Source organism: Bacillus thermozeamaize, assembly GCA_002159075.1.
Taxonomy (GTDB): Bacteria; Bacillota; Bacilli; order ZCTH02-B2; family ZCTH02-B2; genus Bacillus_BB; species Bacillus_BB thermozeamaize.
On record LZRT01000087.1, the window covers coordinates 22,634 to 37,638 of the forward strand.

Annotated in this window: 24 protein-coding genes; 3 read left to right on the forward strand and 21 right to left on the reverse strand. The window is 55.4% G+C overall.

From position 1 onward, the window contains the following. Positions 1 to 183 precede the first annotated feature (183 nt). The 4 genes from BAA01_11535 to BAA01_11550 all read right to left on the reverse strand — a co-directional run bounded on the left by BAA01_11535 (position 184) and on the right by BAA01_11550 (position 2,513). Entirely contained in the window at positions 184 to 606 is a 423-nt protein-coding gene (locus BAA01_11535; protein OUM86634.1) for a hypothetical protein, read from the reverse strand. Between the two features lie 210 nt (positions 607 to 816). Next, positions 817 to 1,464 (reverse strand): hypothetical protein, encoded by a 648-nt coding sequence (locus tag BAA01_11540; GenBank protein OUM86635.1) that lies wholly within the window; start codon positions 1,462 to 1,464, stop codon positions 817 to 819. Beyond that, complete coding sequence (locus tag BAA01_11545) at positions 1,452 to 1,901, reverse strand: hypothetical protein (protein OUM86636.1); 450 nt, start codon at positions 1,899 to 1,901, stop codon at positions 1,452 to 1,454. The genes BAA01_11540 and BAA01_11545 overlap by 13 nt, the downstream gene beginning before the upstream one ends. Before the next feature lie 351 nt (positions 1,902 to 2,252). Next, complete coding sequence (locus BAA01_11550; GenBank protein OUM86637.1) at positions 2,253 to 2,513, reverse strand: hypothetical protein; 261 nt, start codon at positions 2,511 to 2,513, stop codon at positions 2,253 to 2,255. 152 nt (positions 2,514 to 2,665) lie between these two features. Here BAA01_11550 and BAA01_11555 point away from each other — a divergent pair, with 152 nt between their 5' ends. From BAA01_11555 to BAA01_11565, 3 genes are read left to right on the forward strand one after another with little or no spacing between them, the layout of a single operon-like run. Further along, on the forward strand, positions 2,666 to 2,956 hold the full coding sequence (locus BAA01_11555) for a hypothetical protein (protein OUM86638.1): 291 nt from the start codon (positions 2,666 to 2,668) through the stop codon (positions 2,954 to 2,956). Between the two features lie 38 nt (positions 2,957 to 2,994). Continuing rightward, a complete protein-coding gene (locus BAA01_11560; protein OUM86639.1) occupies positions 2,995 to 3,321 on the forward strand; it encodes a hypothetical protein in 327 nt (108 codons plus the stop codon). Continuing rightward, positions 3,303 to 3,554 (forward strand): hypothetical protein, encoded by a 252-nt coding sequence (locus tag BAA01_11565; GenBank protein OUM86640.1) that lies wholly within the window; start codon positions 3,303 to 3,305, stop codon positions 3,552 to 3,554. Before BAA01_11560 ends, BAA01_11565 begins: the two co-directional genes overlap by 19 nt. Before the next feature lie 92 nt (positions 3,555 to 3,646). On the opposite strand, the gene BAA01_11570 is transcribed toward BAA01_11565, so the two are convergent. The 17 genes from BAA01_11570 to BAA01_11650 all read right to left on the reverse strand — a co-directional run bounded on the left by BAA01_11570 (position 3,647) and on the right by BAA01_11650 (position 14,975). Next, positions 3,647 to 4,363: a hypothetical protein gene (locus BAA01_11570; GenBank protein OUM86641.1), complete on the reverse strand. Its 717-nt coding sequence runs from the start codon at positions 4,361 to 4,363 to the stop codon at positions 3,647 to 3,649. Continuing rightward, on the reverse strand, positions 4,360 to 4,677 hold the full coding sequence (locus tag BAA01_11575; protein ID OUM86642.1) for a hypothetical protein: 318 nt from the start codon (positions 4,675 to 4,677) through the stop codon (positions 4,360 to 4,362). The genes BAA01_11570 and BAA01_11575 overlap by 4 nt, the downstream gene beginning before the upstream one ends. A gap of 4 nt (positions 4,678 to 4,681) precedes the next feature. Continuing rightward, a complete protein-coding gene (locus BAA01_11580) occupies positions 4,682 to 4,960 on the reverse strand; it encodes a hypothetical protein (GenBank protein OUM86687.1) in 279 nt (92 codons plus the stop codon). Between the two features lie 169 nt (positions 4,961 to 5,129). Beyond that, positions 5,130 to 5,498 (reverse strand): hypothetical protein, encoded by a 369-nt coding sequence (locus tag BAA01_11585; protein ID OUM86643.1) that lies wholly within the window; start codon positions 5,496 to 5,498, stop codon positions 5,130 to 5,132. Positions 5,499 to 5,510: 12 nt separating this feature from the next. Then, positions 5,511 to 6,992: a hypothetical protein gene (locus tag BAA01_11590; protein OUM86644.1), complete on the reverse strand. Its 1,482-nt coding sequence runs from the start codon at positions 6,990 to 6,992 to the stop codon at positions 5,511 to 5,513. Next, entirely contained in the window at positions 6,993 to 7,376 is a 384-nt protein-coding gene (locus tag BAA01_11595; protein ID OUM86645.1) for a hypothetical protein, read from the reverse strand. 1 nt (position 7,377) lies between these two features. Further along, positions 7,378 to 9,012, reverse strand: a complete 1,635-nt coding sequence (locus tag BAA01_11600) for a hypothetical protein (protein ID OUM86646.1) — start codon at positions 9,010 to 9,012, stop codon at positions 7,378 to 7,380. Between the two features lie 11 nt (positions 9,013 to 9,023). Then, on the reverse strand, positions 9,024 to 9,368 hold the full coding sequence (locus BAA01_11605; protein OUM86647.1) for a hypothetical protein: 345 nt from the start codon (positions 9,366 to 9,368) through the stop codon (positions 9,024 to 9,026). A 16-nt stretch (positions 9,369 to 9,384) separates the two neighbouring features. Next, the gene (locus BAA01_11610; protein OUM86648.1) at positions 9,385 to 12,096 is read right to left on the reverse strand and encodes a hypothetical protein; all 2,712 of its coding nucleotides are present in this window, start codon (positions 12,094 to 12,096) and stop codon (positions 9,385 to 9,387) included. Then, positions 12,053 to 12,436 carry a hypothetical protein gene (locus BAA01_11615; protein OUM86649.1) on the reverse strand — a complete coding sequence of 128 codons (384 nt, stop codon included), beginning with the start codon at positions 12,434 to 12,436 and terminating at the stop codon, positions 12,053 to 12,055. Before BAA01_11615 ends, BAA01_11610 begins: the two co-directional genes overlap by 44 nt. A gap of 5 nt (positions 12,437 to 12,441) precedes the next feature. Continuing rightward, positions 12,442 to 12,792 (reverse strand): hypothetical protein, encoded by a 351-nt coding sequence (locus BAA01_11620; GenBank protein ID OUM86650.1) that lies wholly within the window; start codon positions 12,790 to 12,792, stop codon positions 12,442 to 12,444. Positions 12,793 to 12,865: 73 nt separating this feature from the next. Further along, positions 12,866 to 13,057 (reverse strand): hypothetical protein, encoded by a 192-nt coding sequence (locus BAA01_11625; protein OUM86651.1) that lies wholly within the window; start codon positions 13,055 to 13,057, stop codon positions 12,866 to 12,868. 87 nt (positions 13,058 to 13,144) lie between these two features. Beyond that, positions 13,145 to 13,558, reverse strand: coding sequence for a phage tail protein (locus tag BAA01_11630; protein ID OUM86688.1), 414 nt, complete (start codon positions 13,556 to 13,558; stop codon positions 13,145 to 13,147). 20 nt (positions 13,559 to 13,578) lie between these two features. Further along, positions 13,579 to 13,932 carry a hypothetical protein gene (locus BAA01_11635; protein ID OUM86652.1) on the reverse strand — a complete coding sequence of 118 codons (354 nt, stop codon included), beginning with the start codon at positions 13,930 to 13,932 and terminating at the stop codon, positions 13,579 to 13,581. Further along, a complete protein-coding gene (locus BAA01_11640) occupies positions 13,932 to 14,375 on the reverse strand; it encodes a hypothetical protein (protein ID OUM86653.1) in 444 nt (147 codons plus the stop codon). The genes BAA01_11635 and BAA01_11640 overlap by 1 nt, the downstream gene beginning before the upstream one ends. Next, positions 14,372 to 14,704: a hypothetical protein gene (locus BAA01_11645; GenBank protein ID OUM86654.1), complete on the reverse strand. Its 333-nt coding sequence runs from the start codon at positions 14,702 to 14,704 to the stop codon at positions 14,372 to 14,374. The genes BAA01_11640 and BAA01_11645 overlap by 4 nt, the downstream gene beginning before the upstream one ends. Next, a complete protein-coding gene (locus BAA01_11650; GenBank protein OUM86689.1) occupies positions 14,685 to 14,975 on the reverse strand; it encodes a hypothetical protein in 291 nt (96 codons plus the stop codon). The genes BAA01_11645 and BAA01_11650 overlap by 20 nt, the downstream gene beginning before the upstream one ends. Positions 14,976 to 15,005: the final 30 nt, after the last annotated feature.

Here is a 15,005-nt window from a genome sequence, read left to right on the forward strand (position 1 = left end):
ATCGCGCGTGCTTCGGCCAATATTTCCTTAGTTTGTATTCGGCGGCATACAGGACCGATTGGCGCTTTACTAATCGGTCGGCCGCAGCGCACGCATCTGTTGGGCGGGCGATTGTCAGGGATCTTTTTCACCTCCGGCTTCCCTCCTTATGGGCTTGTGGAGGATTTCCTTCTCTCCAGCCCCTCATGCGCTGCATGATTTCTCATCGCTACAGACCGCTTCATCCGCCGCCGTGAAAACAAGCGACGGCGACCGGCGCAAACATATGGCTTGCAAGGCTGTCTGGAAGATGACTTCATCCCAAACATCAATTCCGTCCGCCAGATTCACCGGCCGGCCGTTCCAAAGGTTGACGGCGAGTTCGGCCAGCCGCCAGGTTTGTCCGGTCAATGCCGCCGTTTCATCTGCGGCCGTTTCGTCCAACGACCGGATAAACCAATCAAACGGTCCGTGCTCCTGTTCAACAAGCGTGAAGCATTTGTAGATTCCCGGATACGCCGCCAGATAACACGCTGAAAGGTACTCCCCATTTGAATATGCTTCCGGGAATCTTTCGATCAATCTCCCGAAGTTTCGTTTATGGTCGTCATTGGCAAAATAGATCATGATTCTGCCCCCCTTTCCGGCGCATGCGCGTGCGCGCTGTACACCGCCGGAATATATATAGAGTGAGATAGGAACGCCGTTCGCCGGAACCCGAAATCCCTTGCGGGAAGCGGAAAGCCGGCGTAGGGGGTAGGACAAAATTGCCCTACAGGTAGGACAAAATTGTCCTACCCCCTGCCGACACGTCTCCCGGTAAAAATGCGGAGTTTTTTATTTCCGCCTCTTTTTCCGGCGCACGAGCCGCGCGTATTCCGCGTGCGCTTCGTACTCCAGCTTCCACGGCAAATCGATCTTGTTACGCTTGATATGATCGTACTGAAGAACTTGCCGAGCTAACACAGCATTGACTTTATCCCGGTCACCGGCATAGGCGATTTCCGGGTTGACGTACAGCGGCCGTTCCGTGATCACGCGGCCGTATTCTTTAATTTCCGAAGGATCGACCAGCTCATAGATGACACCCTTTTCGATCATCGGACTGATGAGCCTTCGTACGCTCCGGGTTTCTCGCTTTAGGAGTTCGGCAATTTCGGTGACCGTGCAAAACCGTCCATGCTTTGGATGGACGATGGCGTTTGTCCCAAGTTCCAACAGCGACAGAAGATCGATCAGCAGCGCCTTTTCCGCGCCCGTCATGTATTCGTGCTGGGTTAAACAAAAGAAGTTCTCGCTGATAACTTGCGAGAACCTGGCGTTATTTTTTTGACGCCTGCGAATCAGCATGAAACCCCGCTCGTTCGCGCGGCGTTCGACCCGTTCGACGTCCTCCAGCAAAGTGTCTGCCCACGAATGATCTTGATTTCTGGCGCGAACTTCCGCTTCCTGCATTCTTCGTCGGAGGGCTTTCAATTTCTCCATCGCCACACCCCCCGCCGTTTGCCCGGCATGAGCACCATAGGCCACGCGGGTCCTTCTTTTCGCCGGCGCAGCTTCATGACTTCCTCGACCAGCCACAGGGGCACGTTTTCGGGATCGCCCACCACCATGATTTCGGGGTGGATGAAGATCCCTTTCTGGATTTCCCCTTCAAACAAAATCGATTTTCGCAAAAGAGAACGCAGGAGGTCGCGGGTTCTTCGCTCCGACCTTTTCAGTTTCTTCGCGATCTCCCGGACTGACGTTGTTTTCATCCGGTTTCCGGGCTCGGCCAGAACAATGAGTTCCATCAGAAAGCTGGCTTCGGCTGAAGTGAGAATCCTATTTTCCGTGATGTATCGAATGTTTTCGATGGCTATATTTGTGACTTGCGGCTCTTCATCCGTCGGCATAGCGATGACGGTCATGTGCATCATCACTGACGCCGTTTTTTCCTTGATTCCTTTAGACTTCTTTATGCAACCCTAAGTCCTGAAAAACCGCATGGTTGCGCGGTTTTTCAGGCTTCTTTGTTTTTTCGAATAAAGCGATATGGTCCCAAAAATTCCTTTGCGTCTGTGGTCAAAATGTGGTCACGGGTAAAAAACCCGGCCAAGGCCGGGGATCGTCCATTTATGTAAAGGCTTGCAATTGTACCAATAATAGAATCTGGCGGGACGCCTTCGGCGGCAGCTATCCGCAATGACGGCCAGACCAACACGGCGCTGCCTGGAGCAGGAAAACGTTCGGGATCAACGAGTACGACGTCACCGACACGAATCCGGCCAAAATCATTCTGAGAGCGGAAGAAAAATGCTGCCATGCGTGTCCCGTCCTTTCGCGATCGTGTATAATTTTTCTGCGCGATCGTGCAGCGACCGCGTGATCGCCTCGTTGATCCGCTCCCATTCCTGCTCATCCAGCACCGGCCGTTCCCGTCTGCCGCCCCGGCGCGCTTCCTCCCGGCTGATGCGAATCCGCTCCTTGTGTTCGGGCAGGATCACGCGGCTGGATTCCCACAACAAATTGCTTCCGTCGGTCAGCTTGTTCACGCACATTTCACCCCGGATATACGAACGTTTGTTCCTGTATTATACGACGGAACGGTATAATTGTCCAGCAAAATAGAACATATGTTCTCGTTTACATCGTCAATGCTATATGATATACTGAAACCAGAAAACGAGGAACGGAGGAAACGACGATGGAAATCCTGGCGCTGGTCGAAGCGATGGGAACGAACTACATGATCGCCCGCACATCTCGCGGTCTCGCATACATCTGGACGTGGCGCTCCGAAATCGACGATGACGACCTGGACGCCATGCTTGCCCGCCCCACCGCTGAACACGGCGCGATGGTGGGGCCGAAAGAAAAACTGATCTGGGAGGTGGAAAACTGCGTCGGGTCGTACCGCTGGTGCGGCGATCCGGCGCTGGAAGAAGCGGCGGAAGAAGTGGTCGAAACGCTGCTGGATGCGATCCGGGAGGCGTGAGGCCTCCCAACTAAAAACGAAACGAAAGGATGATAGACATGACCCCGAAGGAAAACGAAATCCTCCAGTTCCTGCTGGGTGAAACGCGAATTGACGTGGACGGCGGCTATTACGTCCTGGACATCCAGGACGAAGGTGACGAGATCCGCGTCACGGTCGATTACGAGCGGACCGAACGCGACGGCGACCTGCAGCCGATCGGCCGCCAGTGCGTGTTCAACGAAACGTACAGCACGGACAGCTTTGGTCGGAAACCATTCTCGTTCGAACGCCTTAGCCACGACCTGCACGAGCAGGATCTCGAACCTGTGGACGAGTGGTTTGTCCGCTTCGCCGAGTCGAAAGGTTGGGAGCCGGGAAACTGATCCCGCCCCTCGGCGGGTACCAGGCGGTGGCGGACATCTTGGGAACAACCAGACAGGCAGTGATGGGCCGGTGGAAGCGAATGCAGAAGCCGGCCACAACCAAGCATAAACGATCCGATTTCCCCCGCCCCGTCACGGTGACGTCGAGCGGGCCGATGTGGAATCTGGATGAAATTCACGAATACGCCCGGCGGAAGAAGCTGGGCATATACCGGGAAAAGGACCAGGGCTAGGGACGAGGCCGAGAATGCCGGCCGGCCGCCATGGCGGCGCCCTCTACCAAAAATAAAAACCCCGCCCAGCCACACGGCCAGGCGGGGTTCGTTTATTTCAGCGCCCTGTACAGCATCGTCCATACTTCTTCCCGCGTCACCGGGTCTTTGGGGCGAGTGCCGTCCGAGATGCCGCGGCTGACAGCCCAGTCGCGGGCTTCGCGAGCCCAGACAGACACCCCATCGGTCGCCGGCTCCTGCACGGGCTGTTTCGGTTTCAGTCCGTACACTTCCACGATCCCGGCGACGATGGCCTCCGCACATTTCCGGCGGTAGGCATCCGACTTCAGCAGCTCGCATTCCTCCCGGTTCGTCATGAAGCCGCATTCGACGAGGATGGCCGGCATACGTGTCTCGCGGAGCACGTGGAAGTCGGCCGTCTTCACACCGCGGTCGCGGCGGCCGGTGGTCTTGACCAAATGGTTCTGCACCGCTGCGGCAACCGCAACGGCCTTTTGTGGGAGCGTCTTGTACACGTAGGTTTCGATTCCCTGGGCATCGCTCCATCCGCCAATTCCGGCGGCGTTGGCGTGGATGCTGACGAACAGGTCAGCGCCCCAGGCGTTCGCCTTGTCAGTGCGTTCTTTCAGCGGCACATCGCGGCTGTCGTCGTGTGTGAACAGGATTTCCACGTCTTCATAACCATGCAGCAGCTCGTCCGCCACGTAACGGGCAACGGCGCTGTTAAACTGATACTCCCGAAGCGATCCGTCCGGGGACCGTTTCCCCGGCGTGTCCGGCCCGTGGCCGGCGTCGATTGCTATCCTCACGGTTCGTCATCTCCCTTCTGCCCCGGCGGCTCGACCGCCTTCCGCTGCATCTGGCCGGCCGCGGCCGCCACGAGAAACCCGTTCGCCACCGCCAGCACGTACACGCGCCAGTCGGCCGGATTAGCGCCGAGCGCGAGCTGGGCGGTGAGCAGGATGAGGCTGGCCACGATGACGGCGTACAGATCCGTCGGCAGCCATCTGGCCGCGAAACGGTCGATGAGGCTCTTCGTGTACTGCACGACGAAATAGGTCAGCAAAGAGGCGCCCCCCATCGCGGAGAGCGCCTCCCAGGTGAAAAGCTGTCCGGTTTCCACGGTATCACACTCTCCCCTCGGATTCGATTCGATCAATCCGCCTATGCGCCTGCTTCGCCGACTCCTCCACCCGCGTCACGCGCTCGGCCAGCATGTCATATCGCTGTCCTTGCGCTCGGAGTTCCACCCGCAGGTCATCGACGCCCTGGCGGATGTAATTTACTGAGGCCCGCAGTTCGCCATCCTCAGCCCCATCCTGTCGTACAGTCCGGGACCGGCCGAGCCATCCCAGGATGATGCCGGATATGGCCGCAGCCGCTGAAATGAGAATTGCCCAGTCCAGGGGGATCACCTCCAAATGAAAAGGCCCCGCTTATGCGGAGCCCGAACCGGTGATATATTCGTACTCTTCCTGCGTGATCTTCCCGTCATCCCGAAGCGCCTGCACCTTTTCCGGTGCCACCTTTCCTGCCAAGTACAGGCGCCGGAGCGATTCGATGAACGGCGACACGTCACAGCACCTCCCGATTGAGAAGGTCCATAAGAAGCTCATCCTGCGCGGCGGCCTTCTCCCCGTTCACGAAGTTGTCCAACCGGTGTGTCTCCGCCTGGTGAATGGCCGCCTCTTCCTCTTCGAGCCGCTTATACAACATCGCTGTTGCCAGCAGCTTCCCGTCAACGCCTTCTCCAAGCAATCCTTCGCCCTGCAGGTCGTCCGTGACCGGGATCAGCGCAGGTGTGGCGCGGACGAGGCGTTTCAGGGGGGCAGGCAGGTCGAAGACGGACACAATTTCGAGGTATCCTGGCATTTCGTTTTGCGCCCGTTCGATGATGTTCCGTTCAGGAGTACTGTGCGGGTTGTATATGAAAAGTGCCTTCAAAAAGACCGCCTCCTATGCGATTTGTTCGATGTGGATACTGCCGACGGAGCCGGATTGGCCGGGGCCGCCGGGTTCCCCAACTTCCCAGGCACCACTTCCTCCAGCACCACCATTTCCGCCGTTCACTTGAATAGAACCGTAATTTGTGTATGTTCCACGGTGGAAGATGGCAATGACGCCGCCCCCAGATCCACCTCCGCCACCTCCGCCTCCGGTAGGCCATGTGGCGTTTATGGCTCCCCCAGCACCACCATTTCCACCGTTTCCACCGTTTGCTTTCAGAGACCCACTAATTGACAAATTTCCACCAACAATTAAACAAATAAACCCCCCTGCAAATTGACCGTCTCCGCCTTGTGCGCCCAATGTTTTACCGCTTCCTCCACCGCCTCCACCGCCACCCCCGTTACACTTCCCGCCTTTTCTGAAAAGATTACCAGCCCCACCATCCATATTTATGGCACCGCTTCCGCCTGCCCCGTTATACGCATTTATTCCTTGCGCTTGAACGCCCGAAGTTGCATTTGCGTTTATTATTGTATTCGTCCCATCTCCTCCGCCAAGCTCGGCGTATTCAATAGATCCGCCAATACCGCCAAAATAACCGCTATCGCCCGAACCGCGAACGGCCGATCCTCCACTGCCTCCGCCACCGAAACCACCAAGACATTGGCGGCCTTGACCACCAATTCCAACAGATGTTTGTCTAAAGGCGTTGTTGTACCCTCCGCCATATCCGCCATTCCCACCTGCGCCACCTCTAAGAGATTGCAACACCGTGGTCAGGCGATAGTATTTGTCCAAGTCCTTCGTAATGACCATCGGAAGCGGTTCCCCGTTCGGCGCGAGACAGGCTTTTTGGCTCATGTCGATGATTCCGTCGATGATGCAGTCCTCTTGCACATAAATGATCAACCCACGACATGGATTATCGACTGTCATCGTGTGCCCGGCGTTCAGCCGGAAACTGCGATATTGTTTCACGACCAGCCCGGAATGAGCGGTGACGGGAAAGGTGACATTCCCCGTGCTGTTGAAATCGCCGTCCGAGCCGTCACCGAAGAAAGAATCCAGCCCCGTCTCAATTGCCCCAATATTCGCCGCCATTGTCGCGAACGTGTCTGTCGGCGACGTGGGTACACCTTTGTCGGTAATGGCGGCGGCGATCAATGCTTTTCCACTACCGACAGAGGTAAAAAGCTCGTTCACCGCGGCGACGAGGTTGCTCTTGTCATTGGTTTGGAGCTGGGATTTGTCGCCGATATCGGCGCGGATGTCGGAGATGTCGCTGGCGATACTATCCAGTTGATCGTGCGCCTCTTTAATCCCTTGCTCGATCTTATTCATGTTATCAGCGATGATCGGCGTCCCCGCTTCAATTACATTTCCTTCCGCAGGAATAAGCGTCGTCGTTCCGTCTCCATTATCCTGGAGTTGGTATGTCCGCGGCCGCTCCACTTCCCGGTTTTTCCACACTGTAGGCGTATATGCCATTTAGACCCCTTCCTCTCCGCATGTGTACATTCCGCAATATCGAAAAGCATCAATATTGCCTTGATAGTAGACATAGAGCAGTTTTAAATTCTGCTCCCATCTGTTTACGTCCCGCCAATCTATCGGTGTATTTAGTTCAGCATCATTCCAGCCTGGAGGTTTATACCTTTGTGCCAACAATCTTATGTTTTCATCAACACGATCCAGGCTGTCCTGAAATTCGATTCGCTTCATGGTGCGATCCGTGATCGTCACAATTACGGGTGGTGTGCCGAAATACGAGATCAGTTCAGCGATGTATTCCGTATTAGCCTCGACCCGATTCAAATCATAGAAGTTGTAATAATCGTCTGGACCCCAATTCGTTTTCGGTTCGAGCCACACGTCACACACCGCCTTTCGTTTCCGTCTTTCCGCTCAGGTACCCAGCGAACTCAAATTCGTTTTTGATGATTCTGCTTTGTTTTCGGGTCTCGAAACCGTCCTCAATGAGAACAATGTCGCCGGGTTCTAACGCAGGGTTTTGGCGCCAATTAACCGTATAAATAGCGCGTAAATTACTCTCAGCCAATATCCAAGCGGCCACGTCCGCAGCGTGTTCCGCGGACTGGATCAGCGGATTGTCGCACTTCACCGTTGCGCCTTCCTTGAACGCGGCGTTCACAAACGGGATTTCCATCTTCTGCCCATTAATATAGGCAACCATGACCAACGTCCGAACGAGATTATCTAGTTTGATCTGCGGCTCCCTGTAGACATTGTCGAGAGTGATATTTTTCATGTCCCAACCGCTGTCAACGATCGGGTATGTCGCTGGACCGGCATATAGACCGTCATCGCCACAGTAATAAACATAGGAGGTGCGATCGTCCAAAATCGAAAAGCGCTGAATGGTGATTACGCCCTGTCTGTTTTGGTACACGGCTGCTTTTCCGGCGATCCCAATACATTGCAGGGCTTTGCGGGCGTTTATTTTTTCGGGAAATCCGTTGGTGGGGATGCCCTGCAATCCTTTGTCAATTTCGTATTTCGTTATCCCGGCTTCGGTCAGCACGTCTACGGCGAGGTCATAGAGCGTTCCGGAAAATGCCTTGTTATACTCCTTGGCCTCCAGAAGCTCAAAAATATTCCTGGCCGTGAACGTCGTCGTCAGAGCCCCCTCGTCGCTTTGCCAGTCGGTTAAGTAGTACCCCAAAAAATTGATGTATTCAAAAACCCCGTCAGACACCTCAACGCCCAATGTAAGCCGAACTTCCTGTCGTTCGCGCAGGAACCGGTAAAAACCTTCAGGGTTCAGAATATTGAATTCACGATCCGAGTTGTCGACGGTAAATTTCAACTCGTTTGCCGGCAACTTGTCGCCCACGACATTCATTTGCTCGATCAGGTTGACTTTGATCAGCTTGTCGCCCTCGTACTCCTTTACGACACCAAAGTCAACTTCAACAATCCGAGCCCGCCGGTATGGTTTCGCCCATTTCCTAATTGTGATAACGATTTTTCCGTAGTTGTCCAAGCCGCGTATCAGTGTATATATCGGCTTTTGGTTCTCGCGGACAGCCTCATGAGTGACGAGCATCCCATCTGCACGGTACACGTCGATGTCAAAGTCCGATGCATATTCCCCGGCTGCCGCATCAAAGTGGACGGTAACACCCATGCTGTTGTGCTCTTCGGCGAAGGTGAATTCCACCACCTGTGGTGTCGAAAATGTGCCGTCCTCCGCGCATATCTCGTCGCTCCACCAACCGAGTTCGCTATTCCCTTCATCGGCCCTCGGCGGAATGTGGAAGCTCCCATCCAGGCGCCAGTAATCCTTTTCAAACGTCGCATATCGGCGCGACATCACGCGAATTTTGTTCGTCAGCTGGTCCTTGCGGCTAATCTCAGCCTCAGACGTAACCTGGGTGCTGACATCCTCATACGCTTCATTGTCCAGAACCTCGAACGTCACTTTGGCCGATGTCTTACGGATCGGTGCGTATATGGCCTGTCTGTATTGGGGACTAACACTTATCACGCCGCACGCACCTACCTTTCGATCAGATTAAACTTGATGTCCTTCCAGCGAATTTTCCCGTTGATGTAATCGAGCGCACCAACAGACCGGTCACCGGCATAAAAGGTTCCCGTTTTTCGAGTTCCTTCCTGCGGGTCCGGGTACTCGACAGTGAAAAAGACGGGAGAGACGGCGCTCAACACCATACGCAAATCCGCTTCAGAGAGATAGTTCCAGGCCAATTCAAGTTTTCGTTTCGTCGCGATTCGCTCGATGATCATAGTGCCGCGCGCATTCCGTTCGGCTTTGGAAAGGTCCTGAATCCCCACCCGATACTCAGATGGGGTGGGGATTTCCACCCCGTTAATTTTGATCATGGTGCCCCACCCCTCCTTAGATCGGCTGTAAAATGGCTGTGCCGAGTCGTTGTTGTTCTCGTTCGAGCAACGGGCTTAAGATCCGGGCCAACGTCGTGCCGTCGATCTGGATGACGATGTCCCTGCCATCGCCGTTGTTCTGGCCACCGGCTGATGCCACCTGGAAGGCGCTCAAAACCGCAGTTCCTACGGCGCTGGCGATGGCGTTCACGAATCCAGTGTTTTCGAGAGGAACGACAGCCTCTTTTCCGGACTCCCCGACGAGCGCCAGCGTTGGTTGGTCGATAATAGCGCCGCGGGCAAGTTTCGGGATTTTGGGAATGCTGATGCCGAAACTTTTCCCACCAAGACCCGGCACCCAATCAGGAATGTCAATATTGATGCTGTTCAGTCCGTCGATCAGTCTATTAATGCCATCGATAATTAGGTTGAGCGGGAACTTGATGATGCCCCAGAGGCTATCAACGATCCCCCGGAAAATCTCACGAACGCCTTCCCATGCCTTCCGCCAGTTCCCTGTGAACACGCCGACGATGAAATCTATGACGCCGCCAAGTATTTTGAACAGACCGGACAGTACATCGGAAATCATAGCAATTGCGTCGCTGACTATGCTGACCACAAAGTTGAACGTGTCCACGAACACCGGTCCAAATGTCTTGATCAGCCAGTTCACGATTGGCGAAATGAACTTGTTGTAAATCTCCAGCGCGCCGTTTATCAACTTCATAACGAACTGGCCGACCTGATCAACCAGGTTTTTCAGGTGCTTCTCCCACAGCCAGCTCATCGTTTCGAGGAACGGCTGGATTATAGGCTCCAAGATTTCGTCCCACAGCAGCTGGAAGGTGCCACGGATGTTTTCGAAAAGCTGCGAAAGATTGTCCAAGAGCACCTGACCGTACTGCTGCCACAGATTTGTCACGACCCGCAGCGTGTCCAGCACGATTCCCTTGATAAAATCAAAAACCGGCTTTATGGCCGTGTTATAAACCCGGTTTATCATATCGGCCGCCCAGCGAAAAGTTTCCGCGAATTGCCGAATTGCCCACGCTCCGACATCCGCAAAGATGGGCGCGAACGTGCGGTTCATCTCAGCTGTGATCGGAATAATGAAGTCATTCAGGACATAATGCACAAACGGTTTGATAGTTCCGTCCAGGACCGACTGAATCGCACTTGCGATGGTCGGAAAGGCGTCGAGGAATGCGGTTTTGATTTGATCGGCGGCTGGAATCCAGGTGTTGTTGAGTAGGTCCACCACCGTTGCCGTGACGTTTTGGAAGGTGGCCGCGAACTCTTGCCAAGACCACACCAACACGTCCGCAAAGACCGGCGCGAAAGATTGCGTGAACCCCGTCACGATCGACGGAATGAAGTCCGTGAGCAAATAGGCCGCCAGCGGAACCATGAAGCTGTTCATGAGTTGCTGGGCAGTCTGTCCGATCTCCGTAAACGCCGCAACAATCGGACCCTTGGCTTCGGCAATGGGTTGAAGAGCCGGAACCACCCCGGCAAACGCCACGCCGATCGTCTGCCCGATTCTGCCCAGCTCCTCCCACAGGCCGGAGAATATCCCCCTCACGCGATCCGCGATTTCCTGGACCTTCGAGGGAATGGCTTCAGTATCGATTTGGTCTCCGTCAAACGCCCCCTGCAAATCAAAAGCGCCGGCTGCAATCCCATCGGGGGATAAGCCGGCACCCGCTGTTTCATCGGCGACCTGATGGACTTCATCGAAGCTGGCGACCGCGTTTTGCGCCTGCTTTCCGGCCTTTTCGGCCTGCTCACCGGACTTTGCGATTGCGTCCCCGACAGCGGCCTGCGCTTGAGCTGCGGATGCCGCCTGCTGCGCAACGCTTTGGTTGGTACCGAAAAGTGCCTGCATGAACGCGGCGACGTACCGCATCACATTGGCCAGGGACGCAGCCAGGTTTGTCAGCGCCGGGAGGACGGTGTTGTAAATCGGGAGAAAGGCCTGTCCGAGCGCGAGCTGCACTTCCTTGAGCTGCGCCGTGAACATGGCCTGCCGGGTCGTGGTATTTTGCGCAATCTCCGTCCCGTATTTCTGCGCCGCCTGCTCCAGAATCGCAAAATACCGGATCGTCTGCTGCGTCCGAAAATCGAGCTGGTTCCAGGACCGATCGCCGGCAAACCGACGAAACGCATCGGTCGCCTCGATCATGGCGACGTTGACGTTTATGCCGAGGTCCTCGATCGCTTCGGTATTACCGAGAAGACCGGACCGGATGCGCTCCATGACGTCCTCCATAGTCCGGCCGGTGTAGCTGGCAACGACTGCGGAAGCCTGCAACAGATCCTGCGTGTACTGCGCGACCTGGGCAGTGTTCGTCGCAAAAGAACTTACCAGGTTGGCAAAGACGGCGCCGTATCGCATGGCTTCAGACCGCGCCATGCCGAAAGCGATGGCCTGCTCATTCGCCCACTGCTGGAAGACGCCGACACTGCTTCCCATGAGACGCCGGAGCTGCTGGACAGCAGCTTCGAACTGCATGGCCTCACGGGTTGCGGAGCGGATGGTAGCACCGATACCTATGGCAGAAAGAATCGCAGCAACACCTTTGAACGCGCTTTTGATTCTGTCCGTGACGGACTTTACTTCCTTATTCACGCTGTTCAGCTCGCGCTTGACATTGGCCAGTTCTTTTCTTAACCCCGACGTTTCAGACGTGATCAGGATCTGGAGCTCTTCCAGCGTCATGGCCATGCTTCTCACCTCGCTTCCGGCGCTCAGCGGCGTATTCTTCGATCCGCGCTTTCATAAGCCGCCAGTCTTGTTGTCGCGGTACCTCCGGAAAGATCCCCGGGAAAGCTTCATGAAGCCGCGGCGGCTTTTGTTTGCTCCCAAACACGATTCCAACCAGGTCTGCAATTAGATAACTTTGCTGATAAGCGATCAGCGCCTGAATCTGCAACTCTTCCCGCCTTCTTTTTTGCACCCCCTCAATCGCGACCAAAATTTCCCTGAATGTCATGTCCCAAAAAGAAACTGCATCCACGCCGTGCTGTACAGCGATAGGATGCAGTTTCTCAAAAAGTTCGGTCAAACTGTTTACTGCTTCGCCTTCTTGCCGGCCCCCGTCGTCGGAGCCGCTCTGAAAAAACCGGATACCTTCAGTACTTCAACGAGAACTTGAATCATTCCGGCATAGGAACCGCCATTTTCGATATACCGGTCATAAATCTCGAAAGCATCATCCATCGTGATGCCGTGCTGATAGGTTTGCAAACTGCCGTGCAGGACCGTGACAATCGTTTCAATGCTCGGAAGATCGCTCATCTTCCCCTCGCCAAAAACCGCCAACAGCGATTTGCCGATTTTCCGTTCCACATCGACCGCGATTTTGGCGGGCAAACGCAATTTGTATTCCTTTTCACCAACCGTGAACGTGGTGTAAAGCAATTTGCTCAACCCCTTTTTGGCAATATAAAAAGCACCCTCATATGCGAGAGTGCTTTGAATGCGATATTCCGTTTCACTTGCTTTTGATGGCCTGAACCAGTTCTTTGTGCCGTCTGTCGGCGTAATATTTGTTTACGATGAGAAATGCGTGAATGACACCTGGAACGTAACCCAAAATGGTCAATATGATGTTCAGCAAAAACGACCCGACGTAACCAGTAGACAAAACCGCCAAGGGTGGCAAAAAGCACAAAAAGTAACGCATGATAATGCCCCTCCGTCCGTATGGTACTTTTGAATTATTTTACCATAGGACGGAGGGGAGAAGTAAACCGTTTCAATCACCAAGCCCTTACGGCGTCGGATTCGTCACCACAATGTCCGACTGCAGGAACATGGTGGCCGTGAAGGTCAGCGCCGCGTTCACGGCGGCAGCGTCCATCTTAACCGACACGTATGCGTCGAACTGATGCGCCGTGCCGTCCGGGTACTCGACCTTGAACGTTGCCACCTCATTGTTTTCCTGCAACCCGCGCAAGATGCGGTAGTTGCTTGTAGGTCCGCTGTTGTCGTACAGGAATTTGAATTGCAGGTCACCCAAGTCACGAACGCCGGAAATGTATTTCCGCACACTGTCCGCCAAGGTCGTGACCTCAACCCTTTCCGGATCTCCACCGATTTCCGGCACTTCCATGAGCAACGGGATCTCCTCGAAATCCGTCATCCCGCTTTTCTTGTACGAAAGCGTCGTGTCTTTCGAAAGAATTCCGGACAATTGCGCTCACCTCACTGGTATACAAGATTCGACCGCACGTCAACGACGCCGCGGTAACGCATGGTTTTGTGGATGATTCCGCTCGGGTCCGGCACGTCAGCTGCGAATTGCCGGCGGAAGCCGATGCTGTTCATTTTTTCGTCCACCTGCTGCGCGATCTGTCCGGTCGAGCGGTTATGCCAGATATCGATCTGGATGCTGATGTCGCTCAGCGGGCCGTTTGCAATCCGGAGCGGGTCGCTGTTGGCGAGCTCGTAGAACGAAATGTGCGGCAGCTTTGAAAAATCATTTGGATACGCATACGACACGGTAACGCCCGGGATGGACTCCAGCAACGCGTTGATCTCGGCCTTGACGTCATACATCAACCTCTCACCAGCTTCCGGATTTCGTTCCGCAGATGCCGCGCGACGATCTGCGGCACGACCTTCCTATTCTGCTCCGCCGCTGGGAAGAGGAACGGTTGAGCTGCCATTCCTGCCCAGTCCTGACGGTAAGAAAGATCGCCGTCGTACTTCGGCGGAGACGGCGACGCCTCGCCGCGCTGACCGGTGCCGAATTCGACGTATGGGGCGTAATAGACATTCGTCGAAACCTTGCCGACGACCGTCCCGCCGCGCTCTTCCACTGTGGCCTGAATGCTGCCACGAAGCGTCCCACCGTCGATCTCAGCTACCGGTGCAAGCATCTTTGCGTCGGCCTGAACCTTCATCGCCGCCTGAAGGACGCCAGTCCGGAGGACCTTCCGGTTGTTTCCACCTAGCTGATCCAACTTTTTCAAGAGGCGATCCAATCCTTGCAGGCTCACGATCTCACCTTCTCCAGGTCGATGACAGTGTGCCCAGACCATGGACGGATGGCGACGACCCGGTAATCCGGGTTTGGGATTTCCGGAGGAACGTCCACCCATGCACCAGCGCTTTCGGTGACGGCCGGCCTACCCTCGACGTACATCGTCAGCATGTAGGCGGCACGCTCGCCGTACATCTCCGCCGTGACACGGCCGCCGGCCGGCTGAACGTGCCCGAAGATCGTCACCGGATCGCCCCAAGTTTCGTAGGTCGTTGCATCCGGCTCCTTTTCGGTGATGCGCGGCCGGAAAACGACAGCCCGCTGGTCACGCCGACGGAGCCGCATACCGCACCACCTTCAGCAAGCGATACTGGTTGATCGCCGCCCGGATGGATTCCGGCAAGTCCTCGAATGACCGGCTGACGCCGCCCTCGCTGTGCGACGTCTGCCCTTCCACGCCCTGGCGGTTGTATCGGATCACTGCTATCTGCCGCTGGATCGGTTCCAGGGCGGGCGGAAGCTCTGTCCGGTTAGTCCATGTGAGCAAATCGTTCTTCACGTCTTCAAGCAGCAGGCTCAGCGCTTCATCCTGATCCGAGCCGGTAATTCCGAGCATGATTTTCAGCTTTTCGAGGGTGGTCACGGG

Coding starts and splice junctions, on each gene's coding strand:
- BAA01_11535 (OUM86634.1), bottom strand. CDS start 606: ATGATCTATTTTGCCAATGACGACCATAAACGAAACTTCGGGAGATTG.
- BAA01_11540 (OUM86635.1), bottom strand. CDS start 1,464: ATGGAGAAATTGAAAGCCCTCCGACGAAGAATGCAGGAAGCGGAAGTT.
- BAA01_11555 (OUM86638.1), top strand. CDS start 2,666: ATGGAAATCCTGGCGCTGGTCGAAGCGATGGGAACGAACTACATGATC.
- BAA01_11560 (OUM86639.1), top strand. CDS start 2,995: ATGACCCCGAAGGAAAACGAAATCCTCCAGTTCCTGCTGGGTGAAACG.
- BAA01_11590 (OUM86644.1), bottom strand. CDS start 6,992: ATGGCATATACGCCTACAGTGTGGAAAAACCGGGAAGTGGAGCGGCCG.
- BAA01_11605 (OUM86647.1), bottom strand. CDS start 9,368: ATGATCAAAATTAACGGGGTGGAAATCCCCACCCCATCTGAGTATCGG.
- BAA01_11610 (OUM86648.1), bottom strand. CDS start 12,096: ATGGCCATGACGCTGGAAGAGCTCCAGATCCTGATCACGTCTGAAACG.
- BAA01_11625 (OUM86651.1), bottom strand. CDS start 13,057: ATGCGTTACTTTTTGTGCTTTTTGCCACCCTTGGCGGTTTTGTCTACT.
- BAA01_11635 (OUM86652.1), bottom strand. CDS start 13,932: ATGTATGACGTCAAGGCCGAGATCAACGCGTTGCTGGAGTCCATCCCG.
- BAA01_11645 (OUM86654.1), bottom strand. CDS start 14,704: ATGCGGCTCCGTCGGCGTGACCAGCGGGCTGTCGTTTTCCGGCCGCGC.
- BAA01_11650 (OUM86689.1), bottom strand. CDS start 14,975: ATGCTCGGAATTACCGGCTCGGATCAGGATGAAGCGCTGAGCCTGCTG.